This window comes from Blautia sp. ZXY-1-B12, assembly GCF_056339915.1.
Genome location: NZ_JBWJVP010000168.1, coordinates 34,786 through 55,404, shown reverse-complemented (window position 1 = coordinate 55,404; position 20,619 = coordinate 34,786). Strand labels below are relative to the sequence as shown.

General features: G+C 41.5%; 14 protein-coding genes and 1 riboswitch. Of the genes, 1 reads left to right on the top strand and 13 read right to left on the bottom strand.

Translation table 11 applies throughout. From position 1 onward, the window contains the following. From AC075L_RS09270 to AC075L_RS09255, 4 genes are all read right to left on the bottom strand, one after another. Window positions 1–171 (bottom strand): AAA family ATPase (locus AC075L_RS09270; RefSeq protein ID WP_476387555.1); only part of this gene is annotated, 171 nt, incomplete at its 3' end. Then, a complete protein-coding gene (locus AC075L_RS09265) occupies window positions 168–947 on the bottom strand; it encodes an ABC transporter ATP-binding protein (protein WP_062808015.1) in 780 nt (259 codons plus the stop codon). The genes AC075L_RS09265 and AC075L_RS09270, both read right to left, overlap by 4 nt. Further along, on the bottom strand, window positions 944–1,975 hold the full coding sequence (locus tag AC075L_RS09260; protein WP_118341560.1) for a FecCD family ABC transporter permease: 1,032 nt from the start codon (window positions 1,973–1,975) through the stop codon (window positions 944–946). The genes AC075L_RS09265 and AC075L_RS09260 overlap by 4 nt, the downstream gene beginning before the upstream one ends. Before the next feature lie 20 nt (window positions 1,976–1,995). After that, on the bottom strand, window positions 1,996–3,090 hold the full coding sequence (locus tag AC075L_RS09255; RefSeq protein WP_118341559.1) for an ABC transporter substrate-binding protein: 1,095 nt from the start codon (window positions 3,088–3,090) through the stop codon (window positions 1,996–1,998). Window positions 3,091–3,214: 124 nt separating this feature from the next. Further along, window positions 3,215–3,325, bottom strand: a riboswitch (cobalamin riboswitch). A 148-nt stretch (window positions 3,326–3,473) separates the two neighbouring features. Here AC075L_RS09255 and AC075L_RS09250 point away from each other — a divergent pair. Further along, window positions 3,474–4,424, top strand: a complete 951-nt coding sequence (locus AC075L_RS09250; RefSeq protein WP_118341558.1) for a LysR family transcriptional regulator — start codon at window positions 3,474–3,476, stop codon at window positions 4,422–4,424. Window positions 4,425–4,530: 106 nt separating this feature from the next. On the opposite strand, the gene AC075L_RS09245 is transcribed toward AC075L_RS09250, so the two are convergent. The 9 genes from AC075L_RS09245 to AC075L_RS09205 all read right to left on the bottom strand — a co-directional run bounded on the left by AC075L_RS09245 (window position 4,531) and on the right by AC075L_RS09205 (window position 20,538). Then, on the bottom strand, window positions 4,531–6,219 hold the full coding sequence (locus AC075L_RS09245; RefSeq protein WP_118341557.1) for an AAA family ATPase: 1,689 nt from the start codon (window positions 6,217–6,219) through the stop codon (window positions 4,531–4,533). Between the two features lie 258 nt (window positions 6,220–6,477). Then, window positions 6,478–8,268 (bottom strand): flavin reductase, encoded by a 1,791-nt coding sequence (locus tag AC075L_RS09240; RefSeq protein ID WP_008706841.1) that lies wholly within the window; start codon window positions 8,266–8,268, stop codon window positions 6,478–6,480. A gap of 426 nt (window positions 8,269–8,694) precedes the next feature. Beyond that, a complete protein-coding gene (locus AC075L_RS09235; protein ID WP_118565998.1) occupies window positions 8,695–9,864 on the bottom strand; it encodes a M20 metallopeptidase family protein in 1,170 nt (389 codons plus the stop codon). A 20-nt stretch (window positions 9,865–9,884) separates the two neighbouring features. After that, window positions 9,885–11,774 (bottom strand): DNA helicase RecQ, encoded by a 1,890-nt coding sequence (gene recQ, locus AC075L_RS09230; protein ID WP_008706843.1) that lies wholly within the window; start codon window positions 11,772–11,774, stop codon window positions 9,885–9,887. Between the two features lie 25 nt (window positions 11,775–11,799). Beyond that, a complete protein-coding gene (locus tag AC075L_RS09225; RefSeq protein ID WP_008706845.1) occupies window positions 11,800–12,687 on the bottom strand; it encodes a putative ABC transporter permease in 888 nt (295 codons plus the stop codon). Between the two features lie 67 nt (window positions 12,688–12,754). After that, window positions 12,755–15,703 (bottom strand): hybrid sensor histidine kinase/response regulator, encoded by a 2,949-nt coding sequence (locus tag AC075L_RS09220; protein WP_118565997.1) that lies wholly within the window; start codon window positions 15,701–15,703, stop codon window positions 12,755–12,757. 5 nt (window positions 15,704–15,708) lie between these two features. Further along, a complete protein-coding gene (locus AC075L_RS09215; RefSeq protein WP_161233861.1) occupies window positions 15,709–17,559 on the bottom strand; it encodes an ABC transporter substrate-binding protein in 1,851 nt (616 codons plus the stop codon). Then, window positions 17,559–19,739: an ATP-binding response regulator gene (locus AC075L_RS09210; RefSeq protein WP_476387554.1), complete on the bottom strand. Its 2,181-nt coding sequence runs from the start codon at window positions 19,737–19,739 to the stop codon at window positions 17,559–17,561. Before AC075L_RS09210 ends, AC075L_RS09215 begins: the two co-directional genes overlap by 1 nt. Continuing rightward, window positions 19,723–20,538, bottom strand: coding sequence for a substrate-binding periplasmic protein (locus AC075L_RS09205; protein ID WP_022380200.1), 816 nt, complete (start codon window positions 20,536–20,538; stop codon window positions 19,723–19,725). The genes AC075L_RS09210 and AC075L_RS09205 overlap by 17 nt, the downstream gene beginning before the upstream one ends. Between the last annotated feature and the right edge of the window lie 81 nt (window positions 20,539–20,619).

Below are 20,619 nucleotides of genomic sequence, written 5' to 3'. Positions count from 1 at the left end.
AATTGTTTGATCCCGTTCTTTACACAAAAGTCTGGTAGAATCTGCCTTGGGGTCACATCCTATATGCAGAACCTTTTTCCCCTGCATAGCCAGTAATGCAGATACATTAGAAGCAATCGTTGATTTCCCAATCCCACCTTTACCATAAAAAGCAACTCTTCTGGTTTTCATTGTTCTGCTACCACACAAACCTTTCTTCCAACTTCTGGAATATATACAATTCGGGTTTTTACCTGATAAAGTTCCTCAAGTTTCTTTTCTGTAATAATTTCTTCTGTCTTTCCTACTTTCAATGTTCCATCCCTGCCAAGAATAGCTGTTTTTCCGCCTATCATCATTGCATGATCTGGCATATGGGTTGTCATAATAACCGTATAGTCTTTCTTAGAAAGATTTTTTATCTTATGGACCATACGGAGCTGATTTCCATAATCAAGATGATTGGTCGGTTCATCAAACATAATAATCTCCGGCTGCTGTGCAATAGCACGTCCGATCAGTGCCTGCTGTCGTTCTCCGCCGCTGATCTGTGTATATGCTTTATCAGCAAGCTTTTCAATTCCCAGTTCCCGTATAACTTCATCCACGATCGCATAGTCATTTTCCGATGGCTTTTCCAGCATTCCCAGATGCGGAGCCCTTCCCATTACTATAAAATCTCTCACTGAATAGTCATATACCGGAGCATGGTTCTGCGGTACATAACCAATCAGCTGTGCAGCTTTTTTCAGACTCATATCATGAATAGAGGCTCCATTTACCAGAATCTTTCCGGAATAAGGTTCCAAAATATTTGCCAGACAATTTAAAAGCGTTGATTTTCCTGCACCATTGGCGCCAAGAATTGTGAGAATTTCTCCCTTTTCCATCTGGAGATTTACATTATGAAAAATAGGTTTCGCATTTTTACTATATCGAAATGATAAATCCTGTACGTCTAATATCATGATAATTTCATCCTTTGTCTGGCAAGTATAATAATATAAAATGGTGCACCAATAATTCCGGTCAGGATACTCAGCGGAAGTTCTACACTTGTCAAAGCTCTTGCCAGAGTATCAATTGCTACCATAAAAATAGCTCCTATTAAAATACTGGCAGGAATCGCTTTCGTATTATCCGGACCTGTGAGCATTCGTGCAAAATGTGGAATCACAAGTCCGATCCATCCAATCGTTCCACTGATACATACTGCAGATGCAGTCAGTAATGTCGCACAGATTATAATAAAATTTCGAACAACTGTAACTGAAACGCCCAGCGTTTTTGCTTCTCTGTCTCCCAGAGAAAGAATATTTATCCTCCATCTGAGAAGAAAAATAATTACAGATGCTGCAATGATCACCGGCCCTACAGTAAACAAATCTCTTGGCAATACCTTCGTCAGACTGCCCAGCTGCCAGTAAGTAATAGACTGCAGTTCTGTCTCCGGATCTGCAACATATTTAATGATTCCCATTACAGAATCCATGATTCCTTTGACAATAATTCCTGACAATACCAACATCGTCATATTCGTATTCTTTATCAGGCGCGGAATAAATAAAGTAAGTCCAACCGCCAAAATCCCCGCCACAAATGCCATTGCCTGCACACCAAATGAATTTAAATGTAACAAAATTGCCACTGATGCACCTACACATGCACCAGAAGAAACACCCAGGAGATCCGGTGCAACCAGCGGATTCTTAAACACTCCCTGATAAGCAGCTCCTGATAAGGATAATGCACTACCAACCAACACTGCTCCTATCATACGCGGAAGGCGTAGTGTAAATACTACGCCTTCTGCCGTGTTGCTCCATGTCTTTGTCACATTTACAAATCGGGATGCAAGTATCTTGATCACTTCCGGAACAGAAACACTGTACTGACCTGCACACAACGCAATGACACATGTAGCTGCCAACAGTATAATCAGTCCGGTAATCAGTATTCCATACTCTGCTTTCTTATGTTTTTTGTTATCCTTCAATGTAATTGTCTCTTTTCTGTTTATTCATTTAAATCCAGTCTCAGAAGGCTGTCCAACTGCTCATCACTGAGCTCATATCCATAATAATCTTTATAGAAATCGCTGATTTCTGTTCTGATATCATAATCAGAGAAAATCTCCGGCTGTACAATGGATGCTGTCCATTTCATATAAAGTGGTTTTTCAAATGTATTCGGCGGAGCCCAACGGTATAATCCACATGGAACTTTATAAACCTTATGATTTTTAACAGCGCTCACGTTACTCCAATCCTGTCCTTCCAGTTTGTTCTCATAGAAATCTTCCGGAGTTACATCATCGAAATTACTGATAAAAATAATCTCCGGATCATATTCCAGGATTGATTCCATTGAAGGTTCTGTAATGTCTTCAGGAAGTGTGAAATTCTGTCCACCTTCAAGTGTTGTAATATAAGTATTAATCCCACCTGTAAAACAGGTCATCTCATGTACTCTCTGGAAATGAAGAACTCTTGGCATTTCATCCTCTGATAAAGCAGCAACCTCATCTGCCTTGCTGTCGAAATAGTCCATAGTTTCATCATACCAGTCTGTTGCCTGTTTTGCGCGATCCTCACAGTTTAATGCATCTCCCAGCATAGTAACCAGATTTTTCAGACCGTCCATATCTTTTGCAGAAGATACAAGCACACATGGAATTCCCAATGCCTTTAACTGCTCTGCCTGGTCAGTCTCTGAATCCCAGTTCAGTACTAAATCTATATCTGCATCTGCAAGTGCCTCTACATTTACTGAAAAGTCATCATTCACCATTGTAGTATCTACATCTTCCAGTTCCGGAGCCAGATCTTTTAAAATAGACATTTCCCATCCTGAATATGCTGCCGGTGGAATAGATACTATATTCTCTGCATTTCCCTGTAATGCATAAACTATATTTGGCAGAACCATTGCTGGAACTGCAATTCTCTTCGGATGTGCAGGCACTTCTACTTCTGCTCCGGTGGCGTCTACAACTGTTCTGGTTTCCTCTTCTCCTGTTTTGTCAGCTGCAAATACGCTGATTCCTGTAAGTGAGGAAACAGCTACTGCTGTCGAAAGCAGCATGGCAAGAAACTTTGATCTTTTTTTCATTCCTTATCTCCTTATCTGTAAAATAAAAAACACCCTTTTCATCACAAAAAAGGGCGCAAAAAACTTACCTGCTGCACTCCCTTTTTAATGACTCGTTAAATCGGGGTTCCGGCAAAATATCCAAGTATCCTGGCTTGACTTCTTCACATTCATATACTTCCCGGAAATTCCAGTGTATTCTTATGAATGCTCCATCCTACAGTGGCGGCACCGCTCCGGCATTTGACCGGATTCCATAAAATATTCTGCTTTAATTGTCTGTTCTACTATATCATGCAGATTAATCGATTACAAGAAACATTTCTTACTTTAATTTATATAATTTCTATTGCCAGCAATCAATTTTTCTGATAGCATAATTCACAGAAAGGAAGTTTTTATCTATGACATTACAAAATCTGAAATATATGCTGGAAATTTCCAACAGTCATTCATTTTCTAAAGCAGCAAAAAATCTTTTTGTTTCTCAGTCTACACTTTCTGCTGCTGTAAAAGAGCTGGAATCTGATCTGGGGATTACTATTTTTAAACGGACAAATCGTGGCGTTTCCCTTACCTACGATGGAGAAGACTTTATTAAATATGCCAAAGAAATTGTAGAACAGTCTCAGTATCTTGAGCAGCGCTACCATGCCAGGAAATCACTGCCTATGCGTTTTTCAGTATCCTGTCAGCATCTTCCATTTGCAGTGCGGGCCTTTACTAGCTTTTTAACCGAAATTAACTCTCCAACCTATGATATTGCAATCCGTGAATGCGACACTAATTCTGTTATCCATGACGTATCCGGAAGAAAAAGTGAACTGGGAGTTGTAGCAATCCACGAACCTCATATGCGCAGTATGCAGACTTTATTTTCTTCTTATGATATTGAATTTCATGAAATCAAAAGTGTCAAAAATTATGTGTTTCTCCGTTTTGGTCATCCTCTGGCTTCTCTTCCTGTCCTTTCTATAAAGGATCTGGAAAAATATCCTTTCGTCACTTACGACCAGGAATTGGAAACTTCCCATTTTTCAGAAGAACCGCTGTTTTACAAGCTTTTAAATAAAAATGTCCATGTCAGTGACCGCTGCACAAAGATTGCTCTTGTTCGAAAAACAGACTGTTTCAGTATTGGTCCGGATCTTCCTAACAGTAACGCAGATGCATTTCATAAGGGGATGGGAAATATTATCGCAAAGTCTCTGGAAAATGATATCGGACTGCTTCATATTGGTTACCTGACTATTGCTCAAATACCTTTAAGTAGTCTTGGTCAGTTATACCTGGAATATCTCTCAAAGGATATTGATACTCTGGAAATTCTTGGCACATCCATGGAAGATCATTAAAAATATTCTCCTCTTTGTACGAGATGGAATAATCTTATATAAATCAAGCCTTCAAAAACATGATTCCAGAGTATACCTCTTGTCAGGAGGATGCTCTGGAATTCCTTTATTTGACTACTATTACTTTGCATTTCTTTTTGTAAAATGCAATACCGTACTTCAAAATATGCTCTACTCCCTCTTCCAGCAGTTGCTCCTCGTATCGTCTGTCTTCTATCTGTTTTAATGCGTCTTCACTGACAGCTTCCAGATTCCCTGTTTCGGCATATTTTATTTCTATAATAATTCCAGTTTCCTGATCTTCTGTTTCTATCAAAATATCACTGTATCCATCACCCGATTCTTTATTTGATGACACACTCCAGTTCTGCTGAAATCCAAGAATTCCAAGTAAAATCCCATGATAAAAATTCTCTTTCATCTGTTTTTTTACAAAGGTATCCCGAATACTGATGGTCCTTTTCAGATAATTGTTCAAACTTTGTTCCACCACTTCGGAATTTCCATTTTTTAGTGCATTACAGAATTTTTCAAGTGCTTCTCCATTCTCAGAAACAGTTTTCTTAAAATATTCCATAATCTGTGTCAGAAAAATATTACGTATTTCCATATTAGGAATGGTAAGCATGAACGTATTTGCATCTTTTCTTCCGGTCTGTGTGAGATATCCCGTAGTAAAAAGAACACTCCACAGGTTTTCAATCGAAGCATACATATCCTGATATGTCAGTTCCTGATGAATCTCCTTTACAATTGTTTCTCCTGCTATCAGTTTCTCAATTTCCTTTCTGACCGTTCCCTTATCAGTCTCCTGAATAAAGCGTTTCACCGCTTCATTACTGCTAGTATTAGACCAGTAATTCTGTGGCTGCGCCATATTGTTTATACGCAATTCATCACAATAATTTATCACATCCCAGGGACAGTAAACCTCTACATTTCCAAACCGATATCCGTCATACCACATTTTTATTTCATCATAATGCTCAGAAAGTTCATAATATTCCAATATATTCTTTACATCACTGTCCGTAAATCCAAAATATTCATCAAACTGTACATCTGCCACTGACAAAACTTTCAGATTATTTAATCCTGTAAAAATACTCTCCTTTGAGATACGCATGCAGCCTGTAAGCACAGCAAACTTCAGACTGTCATTTGTTTTTAATGCATTTTCAAACAAGTTACGGATCAGCAGAGTCATTGAATTGTAATATCCCAATTCAAATGCTTTCGCCAGAGGCACATCATATTCATCAATCAATAAGATAACTTTCTGACCATGATGTTTCTCCAGAAGTTCTGACAGAATCCTCAGACTGCTGCACAGAACAGATTCCTTCATATCCGGCAGAAGCAATGATTTGAACGCATCCTTATCATATTCCGTCAAACGTTCACTGTCCAATAAATACTGGAATCTACGCGCCTCACCATTTACAATCTGTATTGCCATATCACAGGCTTTTTCATAAGTTTGCGCGCTGATACTCTTCAGGGAAATAAAAATCACAGGGAACTTTCCCATGTATTGTTCGCAAAGATAAACTTCTCTGGAAATTCTTGTGTCTCTAAAGCAATTCTTATCACTGTTTAATTCAAAGAATGCTTTCAGCATACTCATATTCAGTGTTTTACCAAATCTTCTCGGACGTGTAAACAGATTCACCTCCGCCCAATTATCCAGAAGTTCTTTGATAAGCATCGTTTTGTCTACATAGTAGAAATCTTCCGCCTGAAGCTTTGCAAAATTTTCTATTCCTATTGGAAGTTTCTTTTTAATTTGTTTCAATAGACACACTTCCCTTTATATTTGATATATTAAACTCTAACTTTCATAAAGTGTAACATATTGTTATTGAATTCGTCTATCAAAATTTCTTTACATTCCATAATGTTTCTATTAATACTGGAGCAAAAATAGAGATTGTCAGCGATTTAACCACTGACAATCTCTATTTTTTATTTTATCAATCAGATCACTCTGAAATCTCGACAAATATTCACATGACAGAATGTCACTCTTTAGCAGTTTAACAAGAGAAATCTTTCATCCAATCGGCTCGAAGTCTACAGCTCCATGTTTACACAGTGGGCAGATATAATCTTCCGGAAGTTCATCGCCTTCGTAGATATATCCGCAGACTTTACATACAAATCCTTTCTTACCTTCTGTTTCAGGTTTCGGTTTTACATTTTTCTGATAATAGGTGTAGCTCATTGTCTCCTGGTCACTTACCACGCGAGCTTCTGTCACACTGCAGATGAACATTCCGTGAGTTCCCAGATCTACATACTGCTCTACTTTCAGGGACATAAATGCGTTGATATATTTGTCCAGGAATATCAGTCCGTTATCAGAACGATTCACCTTCTGTCCCGCAAATTTATCCACGCTTCTTCCACTCTGGAAACCAAACTGTTCAAATACAGAGAACGGAGCTTCTACAGAGAGACAGTTTACATTCATCACCCCTGTCTGCTTGATAACATGGTGAGAATAATTTGTCTTATTGATATTAACTGCAACGCGGAACGGAGAGTCTGTCAGCTGGGTAACTGTATTGACGATCAGTCCGTTATCCTTTTTACCGTCATTTGATGTCACTACATATAGACCATAACCAATACGGAATAATGCTGTCATATCATTTTTATTTGCCAGTTCATCATTCTTTGCAATATATTCCTTACAAAGCTCGGAAGCCATCGCTTCCATCTGATCTCTGTTTTCCTGATTTACTGCGGACATAATCTTCACTGTGGTGTCCAGCCAGTTGATCTTCTTGCATTCAGAAAGCATATTTTTCATTACTTTTGCTGCCAGAGGTGCCCAGGAACCGTTTTCAATAAGGCCCACTGTGCGGTTCTGGAAATTATGCTCTGCCAGACGGGTAATAAAGTCATTCATAAACGGATAGATTCCTGCATTATAGGTAGTTGTTGCCAGTACCAGCTTACTGTAACGGAATGCATCACTGAGTGCCTGAGACATATCATCTCTTGCCAGATCATAAACAACTACTTTCGGACATCCCTTACTCTTTAATTTCTCCACAAACTGATTGACTGCTTCTTTGGTATGTCCGTATACAGAAGTATATACAACTACGATTCCTTCTTCCTCCGGTGTGTAAGAGGACCAGGTATCATAGAGGCTGATATAATGTCCCAGATTTTCTGTAAGTACCGGACCATGTAACGGACAGATGATCTGAATATCCAGAGTAGCTGCTACTTTCAGAAGTCTCTGTACCTGTGCGCCATATTTACCAACAATACCGATAAAGTATCTTCTTGCTTCATCATCCCAGTTTTCTTCCACATCCAGAGCACCGAACTTACCAAATCCATCTGCTGAAAAAAGAACTTTATCTGTGCTGTCATAAGTCACCATAACCTCCGGCCAATGTACCATTGGCGCAAATACAAAAGTAAGATTATGATTTCCCAGACTCAGTGTAGAACCATTCTCTACTTCCAGTTTCTGCCCTTCCAGATCCAGTCCGAAGAAATTTTTGATCATTACAAATGTCTTCGCATTGGCTACTACTGTAGTGCCGGGATATACTTCCAGAAAGTTCGCTACATTTGCTGCATGGTCAGGCTCCATATGCTGAACGATCAGATAGTCCGGCTTACGTCCGCCCAGTGCCTGTTCAAGATTATCCAGCCATTCATGTTTGAAATTGGCATCTACAGTATCCATAACTGCAACCTTGTCATCCAGAATCACATAGGAATTATATGCCATTCCGTTTGGCACTGCATACTGTCCCTCAAACAAATCTACCTGATGGTCATTCACTCCGACATATTTAATGGTATCTGTAATCTTCATATTTCTGCCCTCAATTCTTTCTTTATAGTATATCGTCTGTCCGTTACTATTCAGCAATCTGCTGTCACTCAACGTTAATAAGTTATAGTTGCTATGCATTCTTATTTTGTTTATGTTTTTATATTATACTATTTTAATCCAATTTTCAAGTCCTTTTGGTAATTTTTTTCATTTATTTATGAGATTTTTTATAGAGTCAGGTGGATATCCTCAATTGAAGCAGGGCTTACTTAATTGGGTTAATTTACAGTATTCTCTGAAATTATTACGAGTATACTCAAAAAACAGCAGAACAGATACAAATTATCCATCCTGCTGACGTTCCTTCCATAGCAATCTGCGTAAATAATACATTGATCCAGTTCAGTAGAATTTCACGCTCTGCTGAACCACATCACAATTCACTATTTTCCAAAATAGCAATACTCATAATGTAGTTATAATCTTATACAATGCTTCCACGCTGTACGGCAGTATCCTCTCATCCAATTGAAATTTCGGATGATGCAGAGGATGATTCTCTCCTGGTATTCCCGCAAGAAATACTGTGAAAAGTCCTCTGGTTTCTCTAAAATATCTGTATGCGTTGTCACCGGAAAGAAACAACTCATCTTCTCCTTCCAGAACAAATTTATCTCCGAATACTTCTGCACCCACTACCTTTGCTGTCTCTGTAAGTTCCTCATCATTGGCAAACGCATATACCGGATTTTTGGGAAATTCCATACGGATCTGTGTGCCAGTCTGCTTTTCAATTTCCTGCAGATTTCTCTCCAGCTCGTGCTCAAGTGCCGTGTAAGTTTCTTCATGAACTGCGCGTATATTTCCGTTTAATACCACATGGTCTGCAATAATATTCGTATATTCACCGCCATGGATTGTACCCGTACCCACAATATATTTTCCTGCATCCGGATGCTGTTTTCCAAAACTTTCATTCAGATCATGAATGGCACTTATCACTTGAGCAGCTGCATAAATTGCATCAATCCCCTTATCCGCTTCACACCAGTGACTGGATTTTCCATGAACATGAATCTGCATACTGTTGATCATGGAAGATGCCTGTCCCTGATGCACTGCCATTCCAAATGTCATGTCCGCTGCGTAATGAAACATCAGAAATGCATCTGCTTTCGGATTCTCTAATGCTCCGGCCTGAAGCATTCTTTTTGCACCTTCACCAATCTCCTCTGCAGGTTCAAAAAGGAACCGGAGCCTGACCGGAAAATTTTCCTGCATTCTTTGCTCTTCTGCCACAATTTTTGCAAGGATCAGTGCTGCTGCCAGGATCATATCGTGACCGCAGGCATGCATACATCCCTGATTTACTGATGCATATGGTAGATTTGTCTGCTCCTGTATGGGCAATGCATCCATCTCCGCCCTGAGTACAACCAGTTTCTCCCTGTTTCTCAGAGATGGAAGTTCCGCGATCAATCCTGTAGGTTCTATCGGCACAATCTCATATCCCAGTTTCTCCAGATATTTCCGGATATATGCAGACGTCTCCACTTCCTGAAGTGCCAGCTCCGGATGTTGATGAAAGTAATGTCTCAATGTGATTAATTCTTCCGTATATTTTTCTATATTCATCTGTTTTCCAACCTTTGTTCTCAGGGATTACCATTTTCATCTTCCGACATACTCAAAACCGCATTCGGACGTTCCAGGCAGAACTTCTGTATCTCTTCCAGAAATCTCTGACCGTATTTCTTTAGCTTATTCTCGCCCACACCGGAAACCTCCAGCATTTCTTCTTCATTTGATGGACATTTGATGCACATATCTATCAGCGTCTTATCACTGAACACGATATATGGAGGCATGGCTTCCTCTTTTGCAATTTCCAGACGAAGTTTCCGCAGAGCTTCAAATAAATCGTAACCTGCTGCCGTAAGCGCATCTGTACTGCGTTTTCTGACAGATTTCTGGGGCTTTTTCTTTTTATCCGGTTCTTTTTCCTCGTAAGTACGCATGATCACGTGAGTATTTTCATCTCTTAGCGGAGAAATATCGCCCAGTTTCAGCACACTGTAACGTTCCTGTGTCTGATAGAGATATCCCATCTCAGTCATCTGGCTGATCAGTGCCCTGAGTTCTGCCTCACTGTGATCATTCAATGCTCCATAAGATTTATACTTATCTGCTCCAAGCTCCCTCAACCGGGCTCTCTTAGCCCCCAGCAAAGTACCAAGCACAATTGTCAGTCCATACCTTCCTCTCGTCTCAGCTACACAGTTCACTACCCACTTCGCCTCTCTGGTCATATCTGTCTCATGGTATTCTCTGTGGCAATTTCCACAATTATCACAGGGACCGAAGGTCTTTTCACCGAAATACTCCAGAATATAATTTCGCAGACATCCTGTTGTTTTACAATATCCTTCCATGATCTGAAGCCTTCGTATATCCCGCTGACGAATGAGAAATTCATCCTCTTCATCCACATCGGAAAAATCTTTGTTATCCAGAAGCATTCGGTCGATTATAACATCCTGTGCAGAAAACAATAGAACGCACTGGGAATTCTCTCCGTCACGCCCTGCACGTCCTGCCTCCTGATAATAATTCTCCATACTCTGCGGCATATTGTAATGGATCACATATCTCACATTGGATTTATCAATCCCCATTCCAAATGCATTTGTTGCAATAATAACAGGGGTTCTGTCGTAAATGAAATCATCCTGATTCTTTTTTCTGGTTTCATTATTCAGTCCTGCATGATATCTGGTAACAGCAACTCCTTTTTGGAAAAGCAGTTCAAAAAGATTGTCCACATTTTTTCTTGTAGAGCAGTAAATAATCCCGCTCTCTGTTGGATGTCTGTCTATGTAATCCATCACAAAATCGTCTTTTCGCCGGATATTTTCCACGCTGTAATATAAATTCTTTCTGTCAAACCCGGTGATCACTACTTTCGGATCTTCCAGCTTTAAAGTACAGAGAATGTCGTTCTTTACTTCCTCTGTTGCAGTTGCGGTAAAAGCACTGACGATCGGACGACCGGGAAGATTTTTTACAAAGTCTACGATTTTGACATAGCTTGGTCTGAAATCCTGTCCCCACTGTGAAATACAATGTGCCTCATCCACTGTCACCATGGAAATCTCCACCTGTCTGGCAAATTCCAGAAACTCATAATTTTCCAGACGTTCCGGTGCAACATAAATAATTTTGTATCTTCCTCCTGCTGCCAGGTACAACGCCTTGCTAATCTGACTTTCCGACAGTGAAGAATTGATAAATGCGGCATGTATTCCCGCTTCATTCAAAGCCTTTACCTGATCCTGCATCAGTGAGATCAGAGGAGAAATTACAATCGTAATTCCTGACAGCATCAGTGCCGGTACCTGATAACAGATGGATTTTCCAGCTCCTGTCGGCATGATTGCAAGCACATCCCGGTGTTCCAGAATGGACTCCACAACACTCTCCTGCCCTTCTCTGAATGTATCATATCCAAAATAAGTCTTTAAGGTTTGTACTGCCTGTCTGTTCACCTGAAGCCTCCCTCTGCATTTTAATCTATTTTAATTTCTTTTTCAGCTCCTGAATCAGTTCGGAATAGTCTCTGTGCTGCATCTTCGGAAATGCCTTGATGATACGCCCCTGACCGACAACGGTATGATTGGTAATAGAACTGGACAGTTCCTCAAACTGAGCCTGAAGCTCCGCTCTTTTTATACGAAGCATTTCGATAGATTTTTCTCGCTGTGCGGCAGTTGCATCACGCAGTTCTGCTGCTGCAAGAGTTGCCTGAACCTTTCCTTCTCCCACTTTCTGCGCTGTGCCAATCGTAGTCGTAGCCAGTGTATCACTCAGTTTATCACTTACAATTCTCAGATCTGAGCGAACCTTATCCAGTCTGGTAAGCTTTTTATTCAGTCCCTGGATCACTGCTACCGTCACAATAAAATCTGTCAGATACACAGCATACAAAACTGCTATCACAATCCATTCCCAGGTTGCAGGTGTATGTAACGCATGTGCCTCTACATACTTCTGGAAAACTTTTACTACCATAACGATAGCCAGTCCCCAGATCAGAGAAAACTCCAGGCAAATGTAGCCATGAAAATTGAAGGGTTTATCTGAATAATCCCACCATCTTGCGTGGAAACACACATCCAGCAGCCAGCCTGCAACCAGTTCCACCGCAGTTGCCAGAACAATTCCAAACACAAAAATCATTCCATCACTCATCTGACGCCCGCTGCCCTGAATTGTATTGAGCAAAGCAAAAACAGAAAGCACCCCAAATCCATATACCGGGCAGACCGGTCCATTCAGAAAACCTCTGTTTATGACCTTTCCCAAGGCTACTGCATGAAAAATAACTTCAACAACCCAGCCGCCAAAAGAATAAATAAGAAAATACAGACATATCTGAAAATACGTCATTCCACAAATCATTCGTTGCTCCTCCTTGCTTTCATCAAACCACTTTTCATATCCCATTATCACAGTTCAAACAGAAAACTTACCCCAGACTGTTTTGTAATGTACTGATCAGTTCCTCTATAACAATTGGTTTGGATAGAAATCCATTCATACCACATGCCAGTGCTTTCTTTCTGTCTTCGTCAAAAGCATTGGCAGTCATGGCAAGGATCGTAATTCCCGCCAGTGCCCGATCATCCAGTGAACGGATCTGCTCAGTAGCCTCATATCCGTTCATTACAGGCATCTGCACATCCATAAGCACCAGATCATAATCACCTGGTCTTGAATTCTTAACCTTCTCCACAGCCTCTGCTCCATCTTCCGCTGTATCAACCTGAAAACCATATTCACTAAGGAGTGCTACTGCAATTTCTCTGTTCAGTTCATTATCTTCCACAAGCAGTATTTGCCTGCCTCTGAAATCTGAATCTGCTGCCGGAAGAATATTATCCTCTGCCCCGGCCTGCTTCTGGCCGATTGCAGCCATCAGAGTCTCTCTGATATCTGACATAAACATAGGCTTGGCACAGAACGCAGTCACCCCTGCTGCCCTGGCTTCCACTTCAATATCTGACCAGTCGTAAGCAGTCAGGATAATGATCGGCGTATCATCACCAAGACTGCGAATCTGACGGGTAACTTCAATGCCGTTCATATCAGGCAGACGCCAGTCAATAATATAAGCATGGAATGCATCCCCCATTTCCACAGACTGCCGTGCACGGAGAACAGCCTCCTTACCGGAAAGTGTCCATTCCGAACGCATTCCAACCTTCACAAGCATCTTAGTCACACTGTCACAGGTATTGAAATCATCGTCTACTACCAATGCTTTCAGACCTTCCAGCTCTGCGATTTTCTCTATACGGTGGTTCTCAGGCTGAATCCGCAATGGCAGACGGATAATAAATTCAGTACCTTTGCCCTGTTCTGTCTGAACCTCAATGGTTCCGCCCATCATATCCACGATGTTCTTGGTGATAGCCATACCCAGTCCTGTACCCTGAGTCCTGCTTACAGTGGAAGTCCGCTCTCTCTCAAAAGGAGAAAAGATCTTCTGTACAAATTTCTGACTCATGCCGATTCCGTTATCCTTTACCCGGATTTCGTACAGTTCACAGCCTCTCTGTGTACCCGGATACTCTCTCAGCCGGACAGAAACGGTTCCGCCTGCAGGAGTAAACTTGATCGCATTGGACAAAAGATTCAGCAGTACCTGATTCAGCCTGGTCTTGTCACAATAAACATCCTCATTGGTAACATCCATGACATCCATGTAAAGCTCTAACTGTTTCGCATGGATTTGTCCGCTGATAATGGTTTTCAGATCATGAAGAACCTCTGACAGACTGACTTCCGTCTCTTCCAGATGGATTTTCCCGCTCTCAATACGGCTCATATCCAGGATATCATTGATCAGTGAGAGCAGATGATTACTGGAGGAAAGAATCTTACCCAGATAATCCCGAACCCTTTCTTTATCATCAATGTTGCTTACAGCCAGTGTAGTAAAACCAATGATCGCATTCATTGGTGTACGGATATCATGAGACATATTGGAAAGGAAGGTGCTCTTTGCCTTGTTTGCAGTCTCCGCAGCGCGGACCGCCTCAGAAAGGGCCTGATTCATTTTTCTATCAGAGGTACGATCTGACAGAACCAGGATATATTTCTTTTTTCCGTTTACCTCGCTGCCCATTGCAACGTTATGAAACCAGCGGTGTTCTCCTGTTTTCTGATGAACATATTCAAGATCCCATTCCTGCTGCTCATGAACCTGGATTTCTTCCAGATACTTCTTCTCCGGATCTTCAACGTCCCCGGGATGCAGTTTCCCAAGGACACAAATATCTTTACGAATCTGTTCTACTGTAATTCCCAGCAGTTTTTCCACATTGGGACTGACGTAATCTGCCTGATATGTTTTTGCATCCAGCATCAGGAAAACGTCATCTACATTCATTGACAGCTTTTGAAACAATTCGTCCCTGTACAGGATCTCCGTATCCTTTCTCTTCAGGTTTACCCTGTTTTTCCGGAGAATAATTCCAATAAAAAGACCGGCAATACACACCGCTACTGCACTTACAAGCAGCACAGTGCTACGCTGCAGAACATTCATACTTGCATTGACGATATCAGCCTGGACAAGTCCCAGAAAGATCCAGTCCTGAGGTTTGGATTTCTCATAGACCAGATAGTAATCCTCTCCATCCAGATTTATCAGCATTGCATCTGTATGTCCTTCCTTAAACTCTTCTGAAAGTTTAAGGATCTCTTTTTCAGACATATTGGAATGTTCTCTCAGAATCCCAAAGAAATTATACACCTCTCCCCATGCCTCAGAAGAATGATCCACAACAACACGGCCATCCGGATGAACCACATAACTCTGGGCATTTCCATTGAAAGCAGAAATATTCAGCACATTTACGATATCAGAGTTTTCATAGGCAATGGCAATGGCATCATATTCAAAGCCCTGATAACTTCCATGAGGCCTGGGAGTAGCAAAAACAAGGAGCTGGGATTTTCCGGGAACCGTTGCATTGGTTATCACATCATTTCCCTGCCGGATCTCATCTTCAATATTTTCCTGCAATCCCAGATACCCGGTTTCACCTGTTGCCATCTTATAGTTCCCGTCCGCTGACAGGAAATAAAAATCTAAAAAGCCTGCATCTTCCTGTGCTTTCTCTATATACTCACGAATTTCACTTTCATCGGAAGTGTTCTGCAAATATTCCCCCCATATATGGAGATAAGTCAGATTCTTATTTGTCAGCTCACTTAGCATATTATCAGACTGATGAAAAATTTCTGTCAGGTGAGAAACACTTTCCTCATAAACAGTCTTCGATACAAACCCCAAATATTGGAAAACAGTCAAAAGGATTCCAACAAATAGGGCAATAAGAACTGCTGCATTCCATCGTTTTCTCACAACCCGTTTCTTTCTGTTTGTATTATGATTCTTAACATCCATTCTTCTCACCTCAGAGTAATGTAGTCTTCAGGCTCTGCAAGAATGGCATTACCATCTGAAACATATGTTGTCCAGGTATCTTCCACAGAGGTATCCCCTCCATCAAATACAATATTTTCCTCTGCCGGATAAGCTTCCATATATTGTGGTGCTGCAAGGCAGGTCACAGTAAAAGTATCCTTGTCCTGAATCTGTTTTCCATTCTTTGAAACTTTACTCAATGTATAACCATTATCCGTTTCCCTGATTTCTACAGAAATACCACTGAACACAGGCAGAGAGCCACGGTTAAAGGGGATAAAGCCTCCCTGGTAGCCTTCTACGAAGTTTCTGACCGTTTCCTTCAGTTCTGCCCCGCTCATCTCACTGCTGTAAGCGGAAAGCTCGTTTGGCATAATCATGTTGCCTGCCATTTTTTCTGTATAACCGGCCTTCAGTACATTTCCTGTAAAGCTGTTTCCTGTTGCAATCAGCACATCCGTCCCATAAATACCGCGCAAAGTGTTTGCCATAACAGAATAGGCTTCATTGCCTCCGCTGGTATGGAAACGATTGGAATAAGTTTTCTTTGAATCCAACACAATATCCTCAGAAGTGGATTTTTCTTCAAGAAGCTGGGAATTAAATGACTGATAAGCCTGCTCTGCATTATATTCTCCTGAGATCATCTTAGACACCACATCCCTGGAAATGGAAAAAAAGTCATTTGACGCAATACGGATATACATATGGTTTTCTTCGATCACAGGTTTCACATCCTTCAGATATTCCGTAAGCCGGAAATCCACATCCTGGCTATAGCTTAACAGATCCTGCCCATCATAAATGATCCGGTTCTGCGCATCCTCTGAAAGCATTGTGTTCAGTACCTTCATTGCTTTCTGCCGACGTGTTTCATCCTTTGTCAGGTCACGGTTTAAAGCTATCTGGAAATATGGTGTAGTCATCAGCCACTTTTCGCCGTTCTGCTGAAAGAATGGCAGGAATGTTGTGTTAATGCCCTGATCCTGGAACATTTTTACACCGGCAGAACTGCCGAAATACATGGCAAGCTTACCACTTTTGTACATCTCAACCACATCATCATAATTCATATCCAGATCATCCTGGCTCAGCCCTGTATCCTGAATAAACTGCTCCATACATTCAAAAGCCTCCGGCCAGACGGTACTGTCCAGACCTTCTCTCTTTGTATTGTCCGGGTCACTGTAGATGGTACGCCACTTACGTCCATCCACAGAAGACAGCTCTGATGCAGACAGACCCTGCAGTGTTTCCATACAGGTATAATCATAGTAATAGTCTGCAGTAAACCCACGGATACCCACCTCATCAAATGCCTGGCAGGCAGAAACGAAGCTTTCATAATCCGTTGGAAGAGGAATATCATACTTTTCAAAAAGATCTTTGTTCACTACAAAGCCATGGGCATCTGCACACACAGGAAGCCAGTTTACACTGCCATCCTGATTTTTGAAATTGTTAAGGTAGGTATCATAGACAGCACCTGCAGCATTGGTTGTGGAAAGATCCATCAGACTGTCCTTCAGGGGGCTTGCATCATGGAGGGAAAACCTGCAGCAGGTTATAATATCCGGCAATCCGCCGTTTTCATTCAGAAAACGATAGAAATCCAGATCATTATTGCCTACTACAAATTCAACGTTGATATCCGGAAGCTGTTCCTGGATGTATGGCGCATATTTTTCATACAGCTTTGTGCTCCATAAATACACTGTGATGGTTTCTGCATCTTCTTTTTCCGCACTTTTCCCGCCGCAGCCAGACAGAAGTGATACGGCTGTCACCATCGCCAAAAGCACAGCAAGTATCTTATTCCATTTTTTCTTTTTCATTATAACTTCTCCTGATTATGTTTTACTAACTCATTGATCGCTTTTACTAATAACTTTCCATCAACAGGCTTGGCAATATGTTCATCCATTCCTGCTTCCTTTGCTCTCATTTTGTCCTCAGTGAACGCGTTTGCTGTCATGGCAATGATCGGTATCACTTTTGCATCCTCTCTGTCCAGAGAGCGGATCATCTTTGCTGCTTCATATCCATTCATGACAGGCATCATAATATCCATAAGAATAACATCAAATTCTCCAGGTCTGCTTTTTCTGAATATGTCAACAGCCTTCTGTCCATTCCATGCTTTTGTCACCACAGCGCCTTCATTCTGAAGCACAAATTCTGCAATCTCCATATTCAGCTCATTATCCTCTGTCAGAAGAACATGGAGCCCCTGGATAGAAGTTTCTGTTTTTTCTTCCGTTTCAGTCCTGTCCTTCATATCTGCATCAATCTGGAATGGAATCCGGATCACAAATGTAGTCCCTGTGCCTTCTTTACTTTCAAAGGAAATGGTTCCGCCCATTTTCTCCACCAGTTTTTTTGTAATTGGCATTCCCAGTCCTGTTCCGGCAAATTTTGTGCGACTTCCTGCATGTTCCTGTGCAAATGGTTCAAAAATGCGTTTCTGGAATGCCTCTGTCATTCCAATTCCGGTGTCTCTGCAGACAAATTCCAATGTGGTCATTGCTGTCTGTTTCGATGGGATTTCCCGACAGCTGATATAGACATATCCGTTTTCTTTGTTATATTTCACCGCATTAGACAAAATATTCATCAGAATCCGTTTCACATGCACCGGACTTCCAATAAGATTCCAGTGTGTAACTTCTTTCTCTTCCCAAATGATCCGGATATTCTGCTCCGCAGCCATATGTTCGATCACACCCAGTATTTCCTCAAAAATACTGTTCAGATTAAATGGGATTTCTTCCAGAACCACTTCATCTGACTCCAGCTTGCTCATGTCCAGAACCTCGTTTATCAGTTCCAGCAGCAGATGGGATGTCTTTTTGATCTTTGCCCTGCATTCCGTCTGTTTCTCCATATTGTCTGCATAATGGTCTGCCACATTGATCATGCCGCAGATTCCATTGATCGGTGTCCGGATATCATGGCTCATTCTCTGCAGAAACTCGGTTTTTGCCTCATTGGCTGCTTCTGCTTTTTTTGCTGCTCTCAGAAGTTCTGCTTTATATTTTTCATCTTTTTCCTGTTCCTGTTTCCGGTGTGCCAGATCCGCTCTGTAACCCCAGAAGCAGAATATACCGAATATGAGTAAATAAAGAAAAACGACAGCTGTTACACTTAGTGGCAGGTTACGGAATACTTCCGTATCCGGAAGATAGGCATAAATATAATAATCCCGCTGCTTCAGCATGATTCCGTAACCTCCGGTTCCTTCATTTTTTAAATGAAAAATATGCTGACTGTCTGTATGCTCTTTCATTGCCTGGACAACCTGGTTGCCGGCAGTATCCTGTCCCAGCAGGCTTTCATCGTTGCTAGCAACGATGGTTCCCTTATCTGCAACAATAATCGTTCCATCTTTCTGAGTGCTATAGCCATTTAAAAGGTTCTGTATTGTCAGGGTATAATTTCTGACAAATTCCGGAGATGTGTAATAATAAATTGCAACCATACCTGGTACATCTTTTCTGGCACAGGCTGCAATGTCGATACGTGATCCGTCTTCTCGGTCAATCCGTTCCGAATAAGATCTTTCTTCATATCCGGTAAAATCCATGATAATGTCTTTTTGCAGATAATCTGTGATCTCATTGGTCAGAGCCTCATCCATGCTGTATTTGCAGACTGTCTTTCCCTCTGCATCCAGCACAAGGATACCATCCACCCAGAGGGTCTGCAGATTTTCTTTCAGAAACTCCTGGCTTAGCCGGCCGCCGTTTTCTGTTTCCATGTCGATATTCGTACTCATCTGTCTGGCGCTTTCAATGGCACGGAGGAGACTTTTAGATTCCGAAGCTTCATTATAATGGGTGTAGGTGGAACACTGCACTTTGACATAGTTTACAGTTTTCACCATCCTGTTCTCTGCTTCCTTTTTCTCTGCCTGAAAAAAGTAATACAGGGAAGCTGCAGTCACACAGATTCCAAGCAGAATGCCGAATATCCAGAATCGCTTTACTTTTATTCTTCTCCTAATATCCAAGATCATCCACCTCCAGATACTTCTGGGGATCATCCAGATATTTTTTAATGATTTTCAGGGATGTGCCATCCTGACGCATTTCTTCCAGCGTCTGATCCATCTGCTCACAAATTCCTCTGTCATCCTCTTTTGCAAAAGCAACACCTATCCCGACCACCATCAGCGGATCTTCCAGGATACGGAAGCTTGCATCATAATCCTTCATGTACTGGACAATGGATTCCTCATGTGCAGCAACTGCATCTACATATCCTTTTCCCAGAAAGGTATAGATTAGTTCCCTGTGCCCAAGACTGATCAGATTGCCCAGTTTGGGGATCCTTTCATCTGTCCGGTTCAGAAAGATGCCTTCCGGTTTGGTTGTGGACTGGACGGCAAGGTTCTTTCCCTCCAGATCACTTAGTTTATAGATATCACTGCTCTCATTTACAGCAACTACCTGGCGGCTTGCTATGTAGGGTCCTGCCCAGCGGTAATCGTCAAGGCGTCCTTCCATGGAAAAACAGCCCATAATACAATCGATCTCTCCGCTTTCTACCAGTTCTTTTTTCTTCTCCCAGTTGATCTGGACAACATCCACCTGATACCCCATTCTTCTGAAAGCTTCTGTAGCCAGTTCCACATCAATTCCTGTGGGGATTCCATCTTCATTCAGATAATTGTATGGCGGATAACTGTCACTGCCCAGGGTGATAACGGGCTTTTCTCTTTCTTTTTTAGTAACATCTGCATTTTTGCACCCTGCCAGGGCAGTTGCTAAAATTCCCACAAGCAGAATGCCTGCAATCACTCTTTTTCCTTTCATCTTTTCTCCATTCCTGCTGTTCTTCTCTATTTTCCATCAAATTTAACCGAATCAGGTAAGTCCCCTGCGGAGGTTGCGAAT

Coding starts and splice junctions, on each gene's coding strand:
- AC075L_RS09235 (WP_118565998.1), bottom strand. CDS start 9,864: ATGAATATAGAAAAATATACGGAAGAATTAATCACATTGAGACATTAC.
- AC075L_RS09220 (WP_118565997.1), bottom strand. CDS start 15,703: ATGGATGTTAAGAATCATAATACAAACAGAAAGAAACGGGTTGTGAGA.
- AC075L_RS09255 (WP_118341559.1), bottom strand. CDS start 3,090: ATGAAAAAAAGATCAAAGTTTCTTGCCATGCTGCTTTCGACAGCAGTA.
- AC075L_RS09210 (WP_476387554.1), bottom strand. CDS start 19,739: ATGATCTTGGATATTAGGAGAAGAATAAAAGTAAAGCGATTCTGGATA.
- AC075L_RS09205 (WP_022380200.1), bottom strand. CDS start 20,538: ATGAAAGGAAAAAGAGTGATTGCAGGCATTCTGCTTGTGGGAATTTTA.
- AC075L_RS09250 (WP_118341558.1), top strand. CDS start 3,474: ATGACATTACAAAATCTGAAATATATGCTGGAAATTTCCAACAGTCAT.
- AC075L_RS09240 (WP_008706841.1), bottom strand. CDS start 8,268: ATGAAGATTACAGATACCATTAAATATGTCGGAGTGAATGACCATCAG.
- AC075L_RS09215 (WP_161233861.1), bottom strand. CDS start 17,559: ATGAAAAAGAAAAAATGGAATAAGATACTTGCTGTGCTTTTGGCGATG.
- AC075L_RS09225 (WP_008706845.1), bottom strand. CDS start 12,687: ATGATTTGTGGAATGACGTATTTTCAGATATGTCTGTATTTTCTTATT.
- AC075L_RS09265 (WP_062808015.1), bottom strand. CDS start 947: ATGATATTAGACGTACAGGATTTATCATTTCGATATAGTAAAAATGCG.